15 protein-coding genes are annotated in these 18431 nt (G+C 63.1%); 4 read left to right on the top strand and 11 right to left on the bottom strand.

Features of this window, described 5'->3' with window-relative positions:
- Window positions 1-46 precede the first annotated feature (46 nt).
- From OVA24_RS12980 to OVA24_RS12935, 10 genes are all read right to left on the bottom strand, one after another.
- Entirely contained in the window at window positions 47-1519 is a 1473-nt protein-coding gene (locus OVA24_RS12980) for a sulfatase family protein (protein WP_267670257.1), read from the bottom strand.
- Complete coding sequence (locus OVA24_RS12975) at window positions 1516-2394, bottom strand: alpha/beta hydrolase (RefSeq protein ID WP_267670256.1); 879 nt, start codon at window positions 2392-2394, stop codon at window positions 1516-1518. The genes OVA24_RS12980 and OVA24_RS12975 overlap by 4 nt, the downstream gene beginning before the upstream one ends.
- A 41-nt stretch (window positions 2395-2435) precedes the next feature.
- Entirely contained in the window at window positions 2436-3824 is a 1389-nt protein-coding gene (locus OVA24_RS12970; RefSeq protein ID WP_267670255.1) for a VWA domain-containing protein, read from the bottom strand.
- A 14-nt stretch (window positions 3825-3838) separates the two neighbouring features.
- Complete coding sequence (locus OVA24_RS12965; protein ID WP_267670254.1) at window positions 3839-4351, bottom strand: RNA polymerase sigma factor; 513 nt, start codon at window positions 4349-4351, stop codon at window positions 3839-3841.
- A 94-nt stretch (window positions 4352-4445) separates the two neighbouring features.
- Window positions 4446-5084 carry a redox-sensing transcriptional repressor Rex gene (locus OVA24_RS12960; protein ID WP_267670253.1) on the bottom strand — a complete coding sequence of 213 codons (639 nt, stop codon included), beginning with the start codon at window positions 5082-5084 and terminating at the stop codon, window positions 4446-4448.
- A 13-nt stretch (window positions 5085-5097) separates the two neighbouring features.
- Window positions 5098-6327: a dihydrolipoamide acetyltransferase family protein gene (locus tag OVA24_RS12955; protein ID WP_267670252.1), complete on the bottom strand. Its 1230-nt coding sequence runs from the start codon at window positions 6325-6327 to the stop codon at window positions 5098-5100.
- A 52-nt stretch (window positions 6328-6379) separates the two neighbouring features.
- Window positions 6380-7345, bottom strand: coding sequence for an alpha-ketoacid dehydrogenase subunit beta (locus OVA24_RS12950; RefSeq protein WP_267670251.1), 966 nt, complete (start codon window positions 7343-7345; stop codon window positions 6380-6382).
- A complete protein-coding gene (locus OVA24_RS12945) occupies window positions 7342-8370 on the bottom strand; it encodes a thiamine pyrophosphate-dependent dehydrogenase E1 component subunit alpha (protein ID WP_267670250.1) in 1029 nt (342 codons plus the stop codon). Before OVA24_RS12945 ends, OVA24_RS12950 begins: the two co-directional genes overlap by 4 nt.
- Before the next feature lie 47 nt (window positions 8371-8417).
- Window positions 8418-9188 (bottom strand): phosphoribosylformimino-5-aminoimidazole carboxamide ribotide isomerase, encoded by a 771-nt coding sequence (hisA, locus tag OVA24_RS12940; RefSeq protein ID WP_267670249.1) that lies wholly within the window; start codon window positions 9186-9188, stop codon window positions 8418-8420.
- A gap of 4 nt (window positions 9189-9192) precedes the next feature.
- Window positions 9193-10059, bottom strand: coding sequence for a helix-turn-helix transcriptional regulator (locus tag OVA24_RS12935; RefSeq protein ID WP_267670247.1), 867 nt, complete (start codon window positions 10057-10059; stop codon window positions 9193-9195).
- Between the two features lie 186 nt (window positions 10060-10245).
- Here OVA24_RS12935 and OVA24_RS12930 point away from each other — a divergent pair, with 186 nt between their 5' ends.
- From OVA24_RS12930 to OVA24_RS12915, 4 genes are all read left to right on the top strand, one after another.
- The gene (locus tag OVA24_RS12930) at window positions 10246-11010 is read left to right on the top strand and encodes a PEP-CTERM sorting domain-containing protein (protein ID WP_267670246.1); all 765 of its coding nucleotides are present in this window, start codon (window positions 10246-10248) and stop codon (window positions 11008-11010) included.
- A 34-nt stretch (window positions 11011-11044) separates the two neighbouring features.
- A complete protein-coding gene (locus OVA24_RS12925; protein WP_267670245.1) occupies window positions 11045-13297 on the top strand; it encodes a TonB-dependent hemoglobin/transferrin/lactoferrin family receptor in 2253 nt (750 codons plus the stop codon).
- Between the two features lie 2 nt (window positions 13298-13299).
- A complete protein-coding gene (locus OVA24_RS12920) occupies window positions 13300-14112 on the top strand; it encodes a DNRLRE domain-containing protein (RefSeq protein WP_267670244.1) in 813 nt (270 codons plus the stop codon).
- Window positions 14113-14237: 125 nt separating this feature from the next.
- Window positions 14238-17726: a choice-of-anchor Q domain-containing protein gene (locus OVA24_RS12915; RefSeq protein ID WP_267670243.1), complete on the top strand. Its 3489-nt coding sequence runs from the start codon at window positions 14238-14240 to the stop codon at window positions 17724-17726.
- Window positions 17727-17741: 15 nt separating this feature from the next.
- On the opposite strand, the gene OVA24_RS12910 is transcribed toward OVA24_RS12915, so the two are convergent.
- A complete protein-coding gene (locus OVA24_RS12910) occupies window positions 17742-18383 on the bottom strand; it encodes an RNA polymerase sigma factor (RefSeq protein ID WP_267670242.1) in 642 nt (213 codons plus the stop codon).
- Window positions 18384-18431 lie beyond the last annotated feature (48 nt).

The following is an 18431-nucleotide window of genomic DNA, read 5'->3' as shown; positions in this document are numbered from 1 at the left end:
TGAAACTCTCTCCATTCCACTCCATGACGGCGGAGCGGGTGTATCATCACTCGCGGTCCCACTTCAACAACCATGGATCATCGGTGGACTTCTGGAAGTCCTTGATCTTCGCCTTCAGGGATTCGAGTTGCTCCGCGTGTTCCGCAAGTCCGGCGAGATTCTTGAATTCCCATGGATCGTTTTCGATGTCGTACAATTCGAACCGCGGCCGATTCAGGTAGGAGGCCACGGTGCGTCCGCCATAGGATGCATCCAGCCCTTTCTTCATCGCTTCCTGCCAGCACGGAGTCGTCCAGAGATCCGAGGCGAAGGGAAAGGGTGATCCGTGGGCGAGGTTGAAGATCAGTTTGTAGCGGCCCTCCCGCCACGAACGCATGGGGTAGTACATCGTCACTTCATGCCAGGAATGGGAGGCCGCGCTGTGATTCCATCCGGCGGGATTTTCCTCCGCCAGCACCGGCAGCCAGGAACGGCCATGGTAGTTCTTGAAGGCAGGTCCCGCATTTTCATGCTTCGGCGTTTGCGCCACCGCTGACGCCTTCCTGGGACCATGGGACGCCGTGTCATACCCACCTGCGAAATCCAGCAGCGAAGGAGTGATGTCCGCGTGGGTGATCATCGCCTTGCTGACGGAGCCCCGCTTCTCCTGATAGGGATTTCTCACGATGAAGGGGACCCGCAGGCCCGCATCATAGACGGTGGTCTTCGCACCGGGGAAGGGCATCCCGTGGTCCGAAGTGTAGACAATCAGGGTGTCCTCCCATCGACCGGCTTCCTTGAGAATGGCGATCAGGCGCGCCACTCCTTGGTCGATGCGTGAGATGGACTGGTAATACTGGGCGATTTCCGCGCGCGCGGAGGGCACATCAGGCAGGAAGGGAGGGACGATGACTTCCGCCGGATCATAGAACACCTCGTTGACGCCCGGATATCCGCCACGGTTCTTCTTGTTCCCGAACAGATTCGGCCGCCACTCGGATGCTTCATCGAAGTCTCCGCTGCGGTGGGGATCCACCGGGCAGAAGTAGAGGAAGAAGGGCTGCGCCTCGTCCTTCGTGATGAACGCGGCGGAGTCTTCCGCCATCTTCACCGTGTTGCGTCCGCCGGGGATGAATTCCTGGAAATCGAACGCCGAACGCGGGGCGACATGGTATTTCCCGGCGACGGCCGTGCGGTAGCCCAGTTGGTTGAGCTGGTTCGGCAATGACACCGCGCCGACGCTGGGGTGCGACTCCGCCTTGTGCGGGCCGTGCGCCAATCCGTATTGGCCGTTGGCATGGTTGTGCAGGCCGGAAAGGATGACGGACCGGCTGGCGGAGCAACTGGCCGTGGTGGCGAAGGCATTGGTGAACCGGGTGGAATCCACCGCCAGCGCATCGAGCGCCGGTGTTTTCAGCACGGGATTCGCATAACAGCCGAGGTCCGGACTCTGGTCGTCGGTGACGATGAGTACGATGTTGCGCGGAGCGGCGGCGGCAGGAAGGAGCGAAAGCAGCAGAAACGAAAGCAGGGCTCTCATGGTGACGGAGAGATGGGTTTGAGATGGGTTTGCAGGAACTTTTCGGTGCGCTTCATGAATTCCTGGATCTGGGTGGCATTGGCAAAGTTGTGACCGCTGTCCATCGTGACGAGTTCGACCTCCACTCCGGCGGCTTTGAGCGCTGTTTCGAGACGTTCGGATTGATCGATCGGCACGATGTCATCCTTTGAACCATGGAAAATGAGAAAAGGTGCGGATTTTCCGTCCACGAGGTATAAGGGCGAGGCTTCGCGGGCACCTTCACGCTGCGTGTTTCCCAACAGGGCGTCAATGATCCCGTTGCACCACTCGCCCTTGGGAACCTTCTTCCGCATGTCCTCGGTGAGATCCGTCGGACCGCAGAGGTCCACCACACATGCCACGCGGCTGGAGTGGGCCGCCAGTGCGGCCTCCGAGTTGTCCCGTGTATCGAGCATTCCGAGGCATGCCACCAGATGCCCGCCGGCGGAGGCGCCCAGCGCGCCGATCCTGGCGGGGTCGATCTGGTAGTCCGCTGCATGGGCGCGGATCCAACGGACCGACCGCTGCACGTCATCCAACTGCGCCGGCCAGTGGTTCCCGTCCTTCGTCACGAGCCGGTAGCTGGTTGAAAAGGCGACGTATCCCCGGGTGGCCAGCCATTGGCCGATCCATGAGAAATCCCGGCGATGACCGGCCGACCAGCCCCCGCCATGGACGAGCAGCACGGCGGGCCGGAGTCCGGCGGCGGGAGCGGATGGCAGATACACATCCATCTCCAGATTCCTTCCCTCGCGTTCATCATACGCGACGGTCGCCTGGGGTTTGGGGGCTGCTTCCTTGCAACCCGCCAGGGGCAGCAGCAACGCGGAAAGGATGATGAAGAATCGTGACATACCCACAAGCAGGCGGACTACCACCGGTGGAGACGGGTCTCTCAGAGATTCAGCGTCTGGTCGATGAGATTCAGCAGATCATAGCGATCCGGAGGTAGATTGTCCGAAGCCATTTCACGGGCCAGCGCGGCGACGACCTCGCTGTCAATCATCCCCGCCTGGTCGTCACCCGCCAGCCACTGCGCGTAGGTGCACAGCAGGGAAGCGAAGCGGGCGTCGTCGGACGGCTCCGCATCCGGCTTCCGGGAAAGGGCGATGGGCGGGGCCGGTTTCTCGTTCACGCTCCATTCCACCGTCCCGAAGTCCGTTGACGAACCTGTGGGCTCGATTTCGATGGCGACCAAGGTGAGGGCCTTCGCGGGAAGCAGGGTCGGCAGGGAGCCGTCCGGGATGCCGGCCACGGGCGAATAGCCCAGCAGCCTGTAGCGTGCGACCGTGGACGGATCCGCCTTGAAGTTCGCCTGGATCTGGCGGTCACCGTCATTGGCACCCCGGAAAGCGATGATAAGAAGGCTGGCCGAAGGTTTCCATGGGCAGGGCAGGGCTTCGGTGGAAAGCGTGACCCCTTGGGCGACAGAAGCGGCACCCGCCGGACGGAGTGGGTAGTGATTGAGGATTTCCTCAACCCGGATTGCATTCACCGGTGGCTTCTTGTGTTCCTTGCGGATCGATTCCGTGACCCAGATCATGCTCGCGCTGCCCGCCCGGATTGGCAGTCGCATCTGCGGACTGGCGGCCGCCGCGACGGATCCCCGGCGGGAAAGCGGGGGCAGTTCATCATCGGCCGGCACGGGCTTGTCCTTCAGGCTGTCAGCCGCCTCATCGTAGAACTTCGAACCGGCCCGGGCGATGGCTTCATCGCGTGCGGCGGCCAGCCTGGAAATGGTGGAGGCTGGCGCGGCGGCACCAGCAAAGGTACGCCCGACCTGGCTGGCATCCACTGGTCCGGGAGCCGGCAGCATCGCGATGTTGATCGGGATGGTTCTCCATTCCTCCTCCCCTTCGGCGGCGGTCGGTGAAGGAACGGTCGTCGGGCGCGGCGGACGGGTCACATCTCGATCCGCCAGTTTCGGCGAAAACACCGGTGCCCGTGAGAAAAGGACGAACGCGAACAACAGCAAGGCCGCTGCGGCGAGGCTCACAATCCATGACCTGCGGTTGGGGCGGGCGTCCGGAATCTTCACCAAATTGGTGATTTTCTCCGGTTCCCGGGCGGCGAGCAGGATGGCCTGCCGCTGTGCGGGGCGCAGCTTCGGCTTTTCGGAGACAAGGGCATCCGAAAGAATCCCGCCAAATGAGCCGGCTTCTTCGATGGCGGCTTTCACCGCCGGATCATTCTCCGCGGCGGCTTCCACGGCCGCAGCATCTTCCGGCGTCAGCTCGCCCAGAACATAGGCGGTGATGCGGGGATCGTCAGGGTGGAGTTTCATGGGAGGACGTGGCGTTAGCCGCGGAAGTCCGCGGGGAGGGATTCACGGAGGCGTTTCAGGCCGGTATGGATGAGAAAGCCGATGTTGCCGGAAGTGAGGCCGGTGACTTCGACGATCTCCTGATAGCTGAGACCTTGTTGGAACTTGAGGAGGATGACTTCGCGTTGGTTGGCGGAAAGCCGGTCGAGGGATTTCATGACCTGGGAGATGCGCTCGTCGTGGGCAGCCTGTTCATCGGGCGCGAGTTCGGGGCCCGCGACACGCTTCCACTGGACTTCGTCAAGCGGCTGGACCCGCTTTTCTTTCCGGAGGATGTCGAAGGCACGGTTGCGGCATACGGTGAACAGCCAGGTCTTGAGGCTTTCACGGATCTTGTTGGGTTCTTGCTGGCACAGGCGGATGAAGGTGTCCTGGACCACGTCCCGGGCCCGGTCGAGGTCGTGCAGGATGGTCACCGCATAGCCGATCAACGGGGATTCGAATTCGGCGAGTGCCTTCTCGACAAACTGTTCCCGCGTTTCGGTCATCGGTGGATCCGGAGCGGCGGTTTGCGCCCCGTCTACTGGATCAACGTCCGGGAGGGCGGAAAGTTTAGGGGCATTTTCAGAAAAACCGCTCATTTTACCGGATGAAGTAGCCGAGGTGCTCCAGTTCCAAGGCCAGATCGACGTTATTGACGGTCACATCCGGTGCCACTTCAAGGACGATGGGCGAGAAATTGAGGATTCCCTGGATTCCGGCGGCCACCAGACGGTTGGCCACGGATTGGGCGGACTCCACGGGAACGCAGAGGATGGAGAGCTTCACACCGTGCTTCTGGATGAAATCCTCCAGCTCCGTGGGAGGATGCACCGGAATTCCGACGCCACGGGCCACGGCACTGTCAGGGTGGGTGTCGAACGCGGCGATGACTTCGAATCCTTCCCTTCCGAATCCTTGGTAACGCAGCAATGCGGAACCCAGATTACCCGCGCCGACAAGGATCACGGGCTGAAGATGCTCCCGGCCCAGGGTTTCACGGATGATGGTGGAGAGGATCTCCACCGGATAGCCCAGTCCACGGGTGCCGAACTGGCCGAAATAGGCCAGATCCTTCCTCAACTGGGCGGGCTTGACCCCGGCGGCACGGGCAAGGGTGGTCGATGATACCGTTTCCACACCATTGGCCCGCAGCTTCTGGAGACAACGGTTGTAGATCGAAAGGCGGTAGATGGCCTTTTTGGGGATGTCGATCTTTCCGATTTTGTCCGGCTGGTCCACGGCTTCTGGAGGGTCAGAGGGCTTCCGGATGCTGGAGGAGTTCCGCCACGCGGTTGAGCAGGAATCCCGCACCCCCACCGTCGACCACCCGGTGGTCGAAGGTCAGGAAAAGATCCGCCTGCGTGGCCGGGAGGAATGCCTCCACCTGGTTGCTCCATACGGGCTTCTTCACCCCGGCACCGATGCCGAGGATGAGCGTTTCATTCGGCAGCGGAATGGGGGTCCCGGACGTGAGGCCGAAGGTGCCGAAATTCGTCACCGTTGCGATGCCACCACGGGTATCCGCCTCCGTGAGACGGCGGCGGCGGGCGCGGTCCACCAGATCATCATAGGTGGCGATGAGGTCGGATAGGCGGAGTTGGTCCACTTTGCGGACGGTCGGAACCACCACCCCGTCATCAACCTGGACGGCCACACCGATGTCGAAGGAACGCGGATGAACGATCTTTTCTCCGATCAGGTAGCCTGCGGTCGCCGGCTGCTCGGTCAATGCGAGGGCAAAGGCACGGAGGAGGTAAAGGGTGAGGCCGGGCTTCGGGTTCTGTGCCCGGCGGTGGTCCAGCACGCGGTCCAGCAGGACGGGCAGGCCGACCGTGGCAAGAGGGCGGGTCCAGCTACGCCGCATGGCATCCGCCACGGCAAGACGCATGGGGGAGGCGGTGCTGCTCGGCCAGTCTTCCAGATAGTCCAGGAACCGCTCAAGGTCCTCCACGGTCACCCGGCCGCCATTTCCGGTACCGGCAACGGCGGAGATGTCCGCCTCACGCAGGCCCATGTCATCCATGCGGGCGCGCATGCGGGGAGAGATGTAGTGCGCTCCCATGACGCCGGTGGGGACTGGCAGGCCCTTTACACTTGGAACCACGGGCGGTGCCTCTTCATAGGCGTCATCATCGAGTGCGAAGTGGAGGTTAGCCTCGCCCTTCTGGGTCGGGACATTCACGTTCCGCTTCGATTCCAAGGACTCCAGTGTATCCACGCCGGTGCGGGCGATTTCCTCCTCCGTCACTTCCAGCAGGCCCAGTACGGTGCCGACGGAATAGGATTCACCTTCCAGTGCGCGGATCTCGGATACGATGCCGTCGCAGAGGGTGGTGACTCCCATGACCGCCTTGTTTGTCTCCACCTCGATGATCTCCTGGTCGGTCCGGACGGCATCGCCGACGGCGACTCCGAGGCGAATGATGGTCGCCTCGGCGATCGATTCGCCGAGCTGCGGCATGAGGATGGGAACGGTGGGCATGTCAGGAAAGTTGACTGGTTTTTCGGAAATTCAGTGTCCAGGAGAGTTGGAACTAGAAAGAGAGAAGCTTCCGCAGGGCATCGCAGATGGACTCCGGGGTGGGGCGGTGGGCCGCCCAGAGCTTGGGATGGTAGGGGACCGGAGTGTCGCGGGCATTCAGCCGCTGTGGCGGCGCGTCCAGCAAGTGGAAGCCCTCCTCGGTGACACGGGACACCACTTCCGCGGTGACACCGCCCCACGGGAACGCCTCACCGACGGCCAACAAACGGCCTGTGCGGGCGACGGAGGCGAGGACGGTGTCGATGTCGAGCGGCTTGATCGAACGGAGGTCCACCACTTCGATCTCCCAGCCGTCCTGTGCCAGCCGGTCGGCGGCGCGGACCGCTTCGTGGACCATCGCGCTGTAGGCAACCACCGTCGCGTGCTTGCCTGGACGGGTGATGCGGGCCTGGCCGATGGGCAGGTGGTCGCCGTTGATGGACTTCGCCTTCAGCCAGCGGTAGAGGAACTTGTGCTCGCAATAGATGACCGGATCATCCAGTGCGACGCCGTCCAGCAGCATGTGGTAGGCGTCGGAGACGGTCGCCGGGGTCAGCACCACCAAACCCGGATACTGGGCATAGATGCCCTCCATGCTCTGGCTGTGGAAAGGACCAGAGCCGGGGGTGCCGCCGGAGGGCAGCCGCACCGTGAGGGGGATGGGCATGCCGGTCCGGTAGAAATGGGTGGCCGCCTGGTTGACGATCTGGTTGAACGCGATCGAGGAGAAATCCGCGAACTGCATCTCCACGATGGGGCGCATGCCTTCGATGGCGGCGCCCACGGCCATGCCGATCATGGCGTCTTCCGAGATAGGGGCGTCGAACACCCGGTTCGGAAAGGCTTCTGCGAGTCCCTTGGTCGCCTTGAACGCTCCACCGAAAGTGGCGATGTCCTGGCCGTAGAGGAAAACACGGTCATCTTCGCGCAGGAGCTTTTCCTGGGCTTCGCGGATGGCGTCGATATAGGTCACACTCACTGGGCGGAAAGGGGAAAGCGGGTGGAAAGGGCGGTCCAGTTCTCCTTGTAGGGATCCGGGGTGTCTTCCTGCTGGGCCTGGGCGACGGCGCGCTGCACCTCTTCCGCCACATCGTCCTGCCAGGCGAGGATTTCATCCACGGTGGCGAACTGGTGCTCCACGAGCTGGCGCATGGCCACCTCGATGCAGTCACGGCCATAGTGGCCGCCCTTGATGTCGGACGGGACGTAGGAACCGTCATCATGCTCACCGTGGCCGGACAGGCGCAGCAGGTGGGCGACCACCATCTGCGGGCCGCCCCCCTGGCGGGCCTTGCGAACGGCTTCTGAAATCACGGAGGCACAGGCCAGGAGGTCCGTGCCATCGACGGAATAACCGCCGATGCCGTAACCGCGGGCGCGTTCCACCAGATCCCGGCAGGCGAACTGGCGGGTGTTGGGGGTGGAGTAGGCGAACTGGTTGTTGGCCACCACCACCACCATCGGCAGTCCTTCGATGGCGGCGAGATTCACCCCTTCGTGGAAGGCACCGGTGGAGGTCGCTCCGTCGCCGATGCAGGTCGCGCCGACCACGCCGTTGAGCTGGCCTTTCAGCCGCTTGGCGAAAAGCATGCCCGCCACCAGCGGGACCTGGGCACCCAGATGTGAAATCATCGCCGGCATGCCCTTGTCCGGCCGTCCGCGGTGGATGTTGCCGTCCCGTCCGCGCATGGGACCCTCGACGGAGCCGAGGTAGGTGCGGGTGCAGTCGATCAGCGGTTCGCCGAAGGCAGTCCGTCCCGCTTGGTCCCGGATGAGCGGTGCGAAAACGTCCCGTCCCTGGATCAGGGCGGTGCCGAGGCTGGCACTCACAGCTTCCTGGCCGCGGCCGAGGTAGACTCCACCGACGATTTTCCCCGCTTTGTAGAGGGAGGAGAGCTTGTTTTCGAGGATTCTTCCCCGGAGCATCGAACGGAATACGGACCTCAGAAAGTCACGGTCGATCATCGGTCCGTCGTCAAAGGGCTTCATTTCCAATTCGGGCACGGGCCAAGGGTATGACGAGCCGGGCGGACCCTGCAACCGCTTTCCCATCATGCGGTCCGGCGGTTCCATTCCACAAGCTCCCCATAGGTCACGCCGCTCCCCCCGAAAATGTCCAGCGCGCTGCCCACCGTGATGTCAACCACGCCCTGGCCGGCCCACTCCATCAGCTCCACATCGGCCATGGAGGCGGCTCCGCCCGCATAGGTCATCGGGAGTTTCCCCCAGCCACCCAACAGGGAGACCAGATCCACGTCGATGCCCCGGCAGAGCCCTTCGACATCCGCCGCATGGATCAAAAATTCAGCGCAATGGGGAGCCAGACGGTCCAAAGTGGCGTGGTCCACCACCATTTCGGTGGGAGTCTGCCAGCGGTTCATCGCCACTGTCCAACCATCGGCGGATCTCCGGCAGGATAGATCGATGACCAACCGCTCCTCGCCGACCTCTTTCACGAACATTTCCAGGACATCGGGGAGGAATTTCCCAGCCCCATCAAACAACGCCGAAGTCACGATCACATGGCTGGCACCCGCTTCCAGCCACTCGCGGGCGTTTCCGGGAGTGATCCCACCGCCGATCTGGAGGCCGCCCGGCCACGCGGACAAGGCCTCCCTGGCGGCGGCATCGTTACCCGGTCCCAGTTTGATCACGTGCCCGCCCTTCAGATCGTCGTCGCGGAAGCGGGCCGCGAACCAGCCGGATGGCTTCTCCGACACGAAATTCTCGCTCGGCCCCTCACCATCGTCCCGCAACGTCCCTCCGACGATTTGTTTCACTTGGCCATGGTGAAGGTCGATGCACGGGCGGAATTTGGTCATGGGATCAGTTATGCCGGTAGAGGGAGGGAAGGATGCCTTTTTCGAGGAGGAAGGCCTTGGTGAAGTGGCTGATGCTGCTGTAGCCGACTTCCAGCGCGGCTTCCGTCACGTTGTGGGTGCCATTCTGGAGGAGGTCCGCCGCGTGGTCGATACGGATCTGACGGAGTTTTTGGGTCAGTGTTTTTCCCGTGTGGCTCCTGAAAAGCCGGCTCAGATAGTGGGGGGCGCAACCCACATGGACGGAGAGTTCCTTGAGATCCAGTTCCTCATCGAAATGTTCCCGCAGCCATAGCACCGCCTTGTCCACGCGCAGGCTGATGCTGTCCTGCTTTCTGGTGGTGGAAGGGTGTTCCACCCCTCCGAAAAGGCTGAAGCATTCAACAAGCTTCGCACGGAACCACATCGGCCTCAGCGGACGGGTGACGGGAGGAGCCAGCATCGCCTCACAGAGATCCTTTTCAGCGAGGGACATGGAGCGGGTGAGGCCGATCTGCTCAGGAACGGCATCCGCATCCCCGAACAGGGGATGAAGGGACGCCAGCAGTCCGCCGAACTTGTCCGCCAGCCAGCGGTCGGAAACCGTCAGCACCACGCAGCGATGGCGGCCGCTGCCCGGCAGGCGGCTGGCATAGATGCCGCCAGCAGTCGGAATGCGGCAGATGGCTGTCATGCCGGGAAAAATACTGAGGCGGATATTGTCACCCAAGACCACGCCGTAACCATCCAGATTCAGGATGAGGTGGGCGTAGCCTGGCAGGAGCATGCCCCCCCAGTCCAAAGGCTGGCCCGAGTCGGTGTCGATGCCGATCACCGTCGCCCCATCACGCGCCAGCAGGCCGTGGAGGATCTGAGCATGGGCGGGTAACTTCATCAAGGAGTGCGGTTTCAGGCAACCAACCTAGGCGGGGATGCCGGAAGCGCTCGCGGTGGGTTGTCAGAGGATGACGATGAATTGTCATTAACATCCGCGCAGTGCACCCGGGCGCGATGAATTGACAACGCGGCGGGAGCGGAGACGCCGGGGAAAGGGAAGAGTCGGGCCGTGAAGCAAATGACCATGACCTCCATACGATTGTCAGTGATCGGCGCCATCGCCGCCGCATCCTCCGCCCACGCAGCGCTGCTCATCCAGGCTCCGTCCCTGGGAAGCGGCCAGGAAAGCGTTTATTGGGAATACTTCGAGGGCACCGGACCGAACCGGGGCCTCAGCAGCGGCAATGCGGCGGGCACCCCCGCGGCCGGTGTGGGAACCATCGCCCCCGTTTCGCCGGGCTACCGTGCCAGTGCGGGCTACTATTCCTTCATGGGTAGCTTCGGCCTCACGGCGACCACCCAGGCGACGACCCTGAGCGACATCCAGAACGTCGTGTTCCAACGGGTGTCCATGGCGAACCCGGATTTCTCAATGGACGTGAACCTGAACTGGGATGGAAACGCGATCGTCGGTGCGACGCCGGATGATCCTTCGCTCGGAGCCGCACCATCCATCACCCTGGGTGGCCCCTGGTTGTCCTACTATGATGCGGCGGACAACTTGCTCGGCAAGATCCAGGCGACCTACACGGGTATCCTCGCTTCCGCCACGGACATCACGGTTGGAGGTTTCAGCGGGGATCTCAACAGCTTCACCTACCAATGGGACCTTTCCGGGGTCACGGAGGATGTGAAATCCGTCCGCATCGACGCTCCCATCATCGTCCACTCATCCACGGTGGAGGCACGCATCGACATCGGCGGGAGCTTCGTGCAGGTCGTTCCGGAACCATCCACAGGCCTGCTGAGTCTGGGTATGGCGGCGCTCCTCATCCGCCGCCGCCGCTGAATTTCCTGGGTTGCAAAAGCGTGTTCCGGACGTGATGAATGCAAAAACGATAGGCGCGTTCATCGCGTCCGGTCTTCTCGGGGCTACCTTTTCGCGTGGCGAGGAGGAGCTCGGGGAAATCATCGTCGTGGGCAACCGCATCGGCAGGACGTGGATCGACTCCGCAGGGACTGTCCTGCGGAGGGACTACAACCAGATGCTGGAGGAGGGGACCTACGATCTGGCAGGGTTCGCCAAGTATGATCCCACCGTTTCCCTGCCTTTCGACTTCGCCAGCGGGGATGGCGCGTATGCCTATGGCCAGAGCGGCTACGGCTCCATCAACATCCGCGGGATGGAGGGCAACCGCATCACCATGGAGCTGGATGGCGTGCGCCAGCCGCCTCAGTATGTCTCCACCTCCTTTGACATGGGGAGTGATGATGGTGCGGGCGGCGTCGGCCGCGATTACTTCGACCCCGCCATGTTCGACGCGGTGGAGGTGTTGAAAGGCGGTGCCAGTGCCCTCTACGGCAGTGACGCGCTGGGGGGCGTGGTCTCCTTCACCACGCCGGATCCGGAGCATTTCCTGAAGGAACGCGACTACGGCGCCCTGCTCCGGTCGCAATACTATTCCGTGAATGAAAGCTACTCCCTGCTGGCGGGAGGAGCTGTCCGCAAGGGGGACACCGCTTTCATGCTGATGGGCTCGTGGCGGGAGGGCCATGAGAATGGGAACAACGGCAACATCGCGCCGAACCCCGCGGACTTCGACTCCCTTTCCCTGCTCTTCAAGGCGGAGCACCGCATGGACCGCCACCTTTTCCGCCTGGCAGTGGAGACGTTCGAGCGGGACAGCTTCATCGACGCGCGCAGCGCGGCGGAGTCGTCCTTCGTCCTCTTCAACGACTTCGTCCACAACAACCAGTATCTGGAGCGCCAGCGCGTGAGCGCGTGGTGGGACTACGAGCCGCGGCGGTGGCTGGACGAGGTGAAGGTTCACGGCTACTGGCAGCAGTCCTCCAGCACCAGTGACAGCAGGTCGGCCTCGAAACCCATCGTCATCGGCGGCGTGCCCATCCCGGGCACATCCATCACCCGCCAGCAGTCCATCGAGTTCGACACGGATGTCCTGGGTCTCACCACCACCGCAATGAAGGAGCTTGGGCAGGGCGGCCGCGTCGTCCAGCAGCTCCTGATGGGCATCGACCTCTCGTTCGAGGAAAACGAGAACCGCTTTTTCCGCATCAACAACAATCTGCCATCGGACCGCGTTTCGTTCTCCCCCACGGAGACGCTCCGGGCAGGCGTTTTTGTCCAGGATGAGTTCCGCATCGGCGACCAATGGAGCTTCACGCCCGGTGTCCGGTTCGACTGGCAGAGCATCAAGCCACGACCGAGCCAAGGGTATCTGGACCGCCTGAACTCCCTGGGCAACTATGGCTACGCGCCGCCGGAGGACTATGACAACCTGGCCATCTCCCCACGCCTGACCGTTTCCTGGAAACCGCGCGAGACGGTCCAGTGGTATGCAACCTATGCACACGGCGTGAGAAACCCCACTGCGGAGGAGCTTTCGATGGTCTTCGACCACCCGCCGGACGGGAGCAATCCCGCGGGGTCGATGACTCTGCCGAATTCCAAGTTGAAGGAGGAGAAGAGCGATGCCTTCGAGATCGGCGTGAAGACGGACAGCGATGTAGGGAGGTTCCAGGCATCCGCCTTCCACACCCGTTACGATGACTTCATCGAGAACGGCCACCGTACCGGGGACCTGACGGATGACGGGCGCGACATCCTCACCACCGTGAACCGTGGGCGCGCGGATATCTATGGCTTCGAGCTGGGCGGGCTGTGGAACCTCGGCCAATGGTGGAGCCAGGCGGAGGGTTGGCAGGTCGGTCTGAGCACGGGAAAGAGCGTGGGTATCAATCGCTCCGACAGCACCTGGCTCAATACGGTGGAACCGTGGAAATCCGTGGCATCCATCGGTTATGACGACCCGGCCGGGAGGTTCGGTGCGAGACTCACGGGTGTCTACACCGACGAGGTGACACGGGTGGATGACAACACGAACCAGGGCGATTTTTATCGTCCGCCAGCCTGGTTCACGCTGGATCTTTCCGCCTACTGGCGACCTGCGGACACCGTCATCATCCATGCGGGGCTGAACAACATCTTCGACGAGAAATACTGGTCCTGGGGTTCTGTGCGGCGTGGTGGCGGGCACCTTGGCGGGAACTCCGTCAGCGAGCGGTCCACCGCACCCGGGCGCAACTTCAGCATCTCCCTAACCAAGACCTTCTGACCATGAAACGGATCATCGCCCTGCTTCTCGCCGCAGCCACCACCGCCATTGCCGAAACCATTACGCTCACCCCCGTCCAGGATTCGGACGTCTATTCATACCCCGGGGACGGTAACCCGACCAGCACCACGTTTTCGCTGGGTGTGAGTTCGACCCCGCCACATCATTCGACGCTGCATTCCCAGAAATCGCTCATTCAGTTCGACCTTTCCTCGCTGCCATTTCCTGCATCGGAGATCGGTTCCGCCGTATTGAGCTTATTTGTCCTTCCCCCGGACCCCAGATATGGATCGCTCTACCCGGGGGATGTGCATGTGCACCGGCAGGCGGTCGCATGGGCCGTCACCGCCACCACCCCGAAGTGGCCGACGTTCCAATCCGCCGACCACCTCGGCAGCTTTCCAGTTCTGGAGTCCTCCACGAACCAGTGGATGCAATATGATATCACCCCGACCACGGTGGGATGGGCGTCCGGCAGCTATCCGAACCATGGCATTTTCCTCGCCCCGCTGACGGACCGGATGACGCCCTCACTGAACGTGACCTTCGCCTCCATGTGGGTTGAAGGTTACCGACCGCAGCTTGTCATCACCCGGCGGACCGCCAATCCGCAGTTGTCGATCCGGACCAACGGAGGGGCATTGGCATTGACATGGCCCGTCGCCGGCAGCGAAGGCTGGACCCTTGAGCGGGCCGACAATCCGGGCGGGCCATGGACGTCCCATACGGCGACGGCCGGAGAAAATGGCGGCTTCTGGGAAATTCACGGCACAACGGGCGCCGGTCCCGAATTTTTCCGCCTCGCCAAATACTGAGGGGCGTCCGCCGGAGGCCCGGACATGCAACAGAATCCGCTCGCCGGACGCGGATGGAACTGCCATTTTGTCCACTACGGACACAGGTTGACGGTGTCCTTCAGCCCCCCACGCCCCGGCACGCCATGCGCTTTCCATGTCTTTCTCCGGCCATCGCATTGATCCTCACCGCCGCAGGGCCGGGCCATGCCATCGTCATCGGTGTGGACCAGTTCGACTACCCTGACGGCACCATCGCCGGGCAAGATGGAGGCACATTCTGGAACTGGCGGAACCGCGCTCCGGCGGTGCGCACGGCGGGCACCTCCGACTGGGATAACACAGAGGCGTCGCCCACTGTTGCCGGAGGGCGGCTCGTCACGCGGAACAGTGCCGTGAAGCGCGAATACAACGGTCCCGGTGAGGGCAATACGGTGGACATCGACCGCGCTGACGGGCTGGGCGCCATCAGCGCGTTCGACAATGGCACGGTTTCCTTCGGCCAGCATACGGTCTATTTCCGCGTCACCTTCACCACCGGTCCCAGCATCCCGCAGGAGTCGTTCATCGGCCTTGCTTCCCTCGACTTCGGAACGGAACGGGTCATCTTCGGCAAGCTCCCGGACAGCATGACTTTCGGCATCGGGGAACCGGGCACGGGAACCACGAATGGCGCCACGGTCATCCAACTGGACACCACCTATACCCTGGTGGCGAAGCTCGACTTCGGCAACGGCACCACCGGCACGGCCAGTCTGTTCCTCAACCCTGACATCAATGCCGCAGAGCCTGCGCCGCTGGCGACCCGTTCCTTCAACGCGGGCTTCTGGAGCACCGCCGTGCGTCTCTCCAGTGGCGGTGGAACCCCCGTCCTGTGGGATGATCTGGTCGTCGCCACCACCTGGAACAATCTCAGAAGAACCGTCGTCACCACTGCGGCGGACGAGGACAACGGCTCGCTGGTTCCCGCGGCTGGCGGCGGAACGGGCGTGTCGCTGCGTGAGGCGGTGGCGCACTCCCCGGCAGACAGCCTGGTCGTCTTCGCGCCCAGCCTCTCCGGGCAGACCATCACCCTCACCCATCCCGGCGGCGACATGGCCGTCCAGTCCGCCGTCACCGTCGATGCCAGCAGCCTGCCCGGTGGCCTGACGGTTGATGGCAACAACACCTCGCGGCATTTCCATGTGGGGACGGGCGGTTCCCTCACCTTGGGGGGGCTCACCCTCACCGGAGGGAATGGCAATGGGGCCAACGGTGGCTCCATTTTCGTTGAAGGCACACTCCGCCTCCACCACTGTACCTTCACGGGAAATGCCAGCACCATGGCGGGTGGGGCGATTGATCTCTTTTCCGGAGTCTTGTCGGCCACCGGCTGCACCTTTGCGGAAAATACGGCCCGCGACAGCGCCATCTGGTATGATAGCGATTTTCCCGGAAGTCTGTCCCACTGCACCGTGACGGGAAACAGCTCCACGGGACCAGGATCAACCGGCGGCATTTCGGTTGTGAAAGGAACGTTGGCCCTGGAACGCTGCACCATCGCGCGGAACATCGGCAACGGTGGTGGCGGTGGTCTCTACATGGTGGGTCCCGCCACGGTGGTGAACGTCCATTCCTCCATCATCGCCGGAAATTCCGATCCTGGTGGAATCCGGCACGATGTCTGGAGACACGAAGGCACCCTCAATCGTTCCGGTTTCAACCTCATCGGCAACCCTACCGGAGTGGAGGCGCAGTTCCCCGTCGGCAGCCCGAATGCCAACGGCGACCATGTCGGGACGGCCACCGCTCCGCTGGACCCCCGGCTCAGCCCACCGGGCTGGTTCGGCGGTCCTGTGCGGACCATGCACCCGCTCATCGGCTCCCCGGCCATCGATTCGGCGGAGGCCACCGATCCCGGCGGCACGGATGCCCGGGGCTTCCCGCGGTTTGTGGACGGTGACGCCAACGAATCTTCCCGTGCCGACATCGGTGCGGTGGAGGCCGGACCGCTGGTGACGGTGGCCTCCGCCATCGATTCCGGCGATGCAGCCTCCCTCCGCGGCAGGATTTCCGCTGCGGCCGGTATTCCCGGCGCCCGCATCGGGTTCCTGCCCGGCGCGTTCCCCGGCGGAACCGTCATCACCCTGGGTGGCACGGAACTCGCCGTCCCTGCCACGCCGGGACTTTTCATCGATGCCTCCAACCTTTCCGGACCCGTCACGCTCTCCGGCGACAGCCGGAGCCGTGTGTTCGACATCCCCGCCATGGCCACCGTGGCCATGCACTCGCTGCGCATCGTGGCTGGAAAGGCGGCGGACGGAGCGACAGGGACGCCAACAACGGCAGGCCAGCCCGGTGCGGATGGTGGCGGCATCCGCAGCGCCGGTTCGCTGAGCCTATTCTCCTGCGATGTGTCTGGAAACAGGGCGGGGAACGGTGGCTCGCACGGACTCAATGGCCAAGGTCTGGACAACAATGTGGATGGAGGGAATGGAGGCAAGGGGGGCGGCATTTCCAGCGCCGGTCCGCTTGTTCTCTCCGTTTGCTCGGTTTCCGGAAATACCTCGGGTCGGGGAGGCAACTCCAGGACGCTCAACTCCAGTTCAGGTGGCTCAGGCGGTGGCATTTTCTGTGATGGTCCCACCCGCCTCAGCGCCTGCACGTTGTCCGGCAACACGGGCGGACAAGGTGGAACCCGGATCGGAGCCGGAGGCGGCAGGGGAGGCGATGGAGGAGCGATCTCCAGCAGTGGAGCTTTGGTCATCATGGATAGCACCCTGTCAGGAAACAATGCCGGAGATGGTGCGAATCCATCGGCTGACGGGGGAGGACGTGGCGGCGGAATCTTCAAACAGGATGCCATGAGATTCCACCTCGCCAACTGCACCGTCGCGGACAACCGGTCAGGCACCGGAGGCAATCCCGGCCAGGGTGCCGGCATCTTTGGCGCCACCCTCACACTGCGGAATTGTGTCATCGCCGGAAACATCCGTCCTGGTCTCGGCGGTGACAACCTCTCCTCCAATTCCAACCAGCCTCTTCTTTACATCGGGGCAAATCTGCTCGGAACCGCACCCACTATCTTCTCCGCCACAGGCCCGGCCCCCATCATCGCTGATCCTCTCCTGGCCCCGCTGGATGACTACGGCGGCCCCACACGGACCATGGCCCTGCGCCCCGGCAGTCCAGCGCTCAATGCCGGGACCGTCACTGTCCGCGCCACCGACCAGCGGGGTTTTCCCGTCGTCGGCCTGCCGGACATCGGCGCCTATGAGGCGGGCACACACGCGGGTTACAACGCCCACATCTGGGAAACCCTGCCCGCCAACGCCACTGCGGACCAGCACGCCGCCACCGCCGACTACGATGGCGACGGGGCGGCGAATGGAGATGAGTTCATCGCCGGCACCCTTGTCATGGACCCGGGGAGCGCCTTCCGCATCAAGCAAAGTGCGCACAGCGACCCGAGCTTCTCAGTGACGTTTCCCACCCGCGCGGGCCGCACCTACCGGCTTCTCGCCTCTCCGGATCTCAAAGACCCGTGGATCGACATTTCCGGCCCCAGGGAAGGCACCGGGGCGGATATGAACTTGACCGTGACCGTCACCGGTTTCCCGCGTTATTTTTTCCGCATCGGCGTGGGCACTGAGTGAGGCGGGCCATCGCGGTCAAGGTTCCAGATACCTCGAAAGCGAGTCCCTCAAGGTGGTCCGCGCGCGGAAAAGGAGGCTCTTCACGGCGGATACGGAGAGATCCAGCACCGTTGCGATTTCCTCATACGGCATCTGCTCGTAGCGGCGCAGCACCACCGCCATCCTCTGCTGCTCGGGCAGCGCGGAGATCGCTCGGTCCACCGCCGCACGCAGTTCCGCCTGCAGCAGTTCCGCATCCGGCTGGCGGCTGGGATCATCCGGCGTTCCCGCATGCGAGTTTTCCTCCCGTTCGTCGGAGGAGATTTCCTTCCGCCGCTTCTTCCGTCTGGATTCGTTGAAGACGAGGTTGCGGGTGATGGTGAAAAGGTAGGTGGTGAACTTCGCATCCGGCCGGTAGCGCTTCGCGTGGCGCCAGACCCGGAGGAATACCTGTTGGGAAATATCCTCCGCTTCGGACGGATTCCCCAGCATCTTCGCCACGGTGCCCACCACCGCGTGCTGGTGCCGCTCCACCAGTTCCCGGAAAGCGCGGTGGTCGCCCGCACCGATCCGCTCCATCAGCAGGATGTCGCGTGAATTCTCGTCGGTGGGCGCTTGCGGGCGTTCGGCCTCCATGATGTCAAGGAAAGGACTAGCGGCGAATCCGGCGCTGAGCATGGATTTTCAACCACCGGATGAGAGGGAAGTTGCGCCGATTTTATTCAC

The sequence above is a fragment of the Luteolibacter sp. SL250 genome, assembly GCF_026625605.1.
In the GTDB taxonomy this organism is placed as follows: domain Bacteria; phylum Verrucomicrobiota; class Verrucomicrobiia; order Verrucomicrobiales; family Akkermansiaceae; genus Luteolibacter.
This window is presented reverse-complemented; position numbering and strand designations above follow the sequence as displayed.

What these genes read in the sequence shown, in the direction of transcription:
- OVA24_RS12980 (WP_267670257.1), bottom strand. Translation starts at nt 1,519, where the DNA reads ATGAGAGCCCTGCTTTCGTTTCTGCTGCTTTCGCTCCTTCCTGCCGCC.
- OVA24_RS12975 (WP_267670256.1), bottom strand. Translation starts at nt 2,394, where the DNA reads ATGTCACGATTCTTCATCATCCTTTCCGCGTTGCTGCTGCCCCTGGCG.
- OVA24_RS12970 (WP_267670255.1), bottom strand. Translation starts at nt 3,824, where the DNA reads ATGAAACTCCACCCTGACGATCCCCGCATCACCGCCTATGTTCTGGGC.
- OVA24_RS12965 (WP_267670254.1), bottom strand. Translation starts at nt 4,351, where the DNA reads ATGACCGAAACGCGGGAACAGTTTGTCGAGAAGGCACTCGCCGAATTC.
- OVA24_RS12955 (WP_267670252.1), bottom strand. Translation starts at nt 6,327, where the DNA reads ATGCCCACCGTTCCCATCCTCATGCCGCAGCTCGGCGAATCGATCGCC.
- hisA (WP_267670249.1), bottom strand. Translation starts at nt 9,188, where the DNA reads ATGACCAAATTCCGCCCGTGCATCGACCTTCACCATGGCCAAGTGAAA.
- OVA24_RS12935 (WP_267670247.1), bottom strand. Translation starts at nt 10,059, where the DNA reads ATGAAGTTACCCGCCCATGCTCAGATCCTCCACGGCCTGCTGGCGCGT.
- OVA24_RS12930 (WP_267670246.1), top strand. Translation starts at nt 10,246, where the DNA reads ATGACCTCCATACGATTGTCAGTGATCGGCGCCATCGCCGCCGCATCC.
- OVA24_RS12925 (WP_267670245.1), top strand. Translation starts at nt 11,045, where the DNA reads ATGAATGCAAAAACGATAGGCGCGTTCATCGCGTCCGGTCTTCTCGGG.
- OVA24_RS12920 (WP_267670244.1), top strand. Translation starts at nt 13,300, where the DNA reads ATGAAACGGATCATCGCCCTGCTTCTCGCCGCAGCCACCACCGCCATT.
- OVA24_RS12915 (WP_267670243.1), top strand. Translation starts at nt 14,238, where the DNA reads ATGCGCTTTCCATGTCTTTCTCCGGCCATCGCATTGATCCTCACCGCC.
- OVA24_RS12910 (WP_267670242.1), bottom strand. Translation starts at nt 18,383, where the DNA reads ATGCTCAGCGCCGGATTCGCCGCTAGTCCTTTCCTTGACATCATGGAG.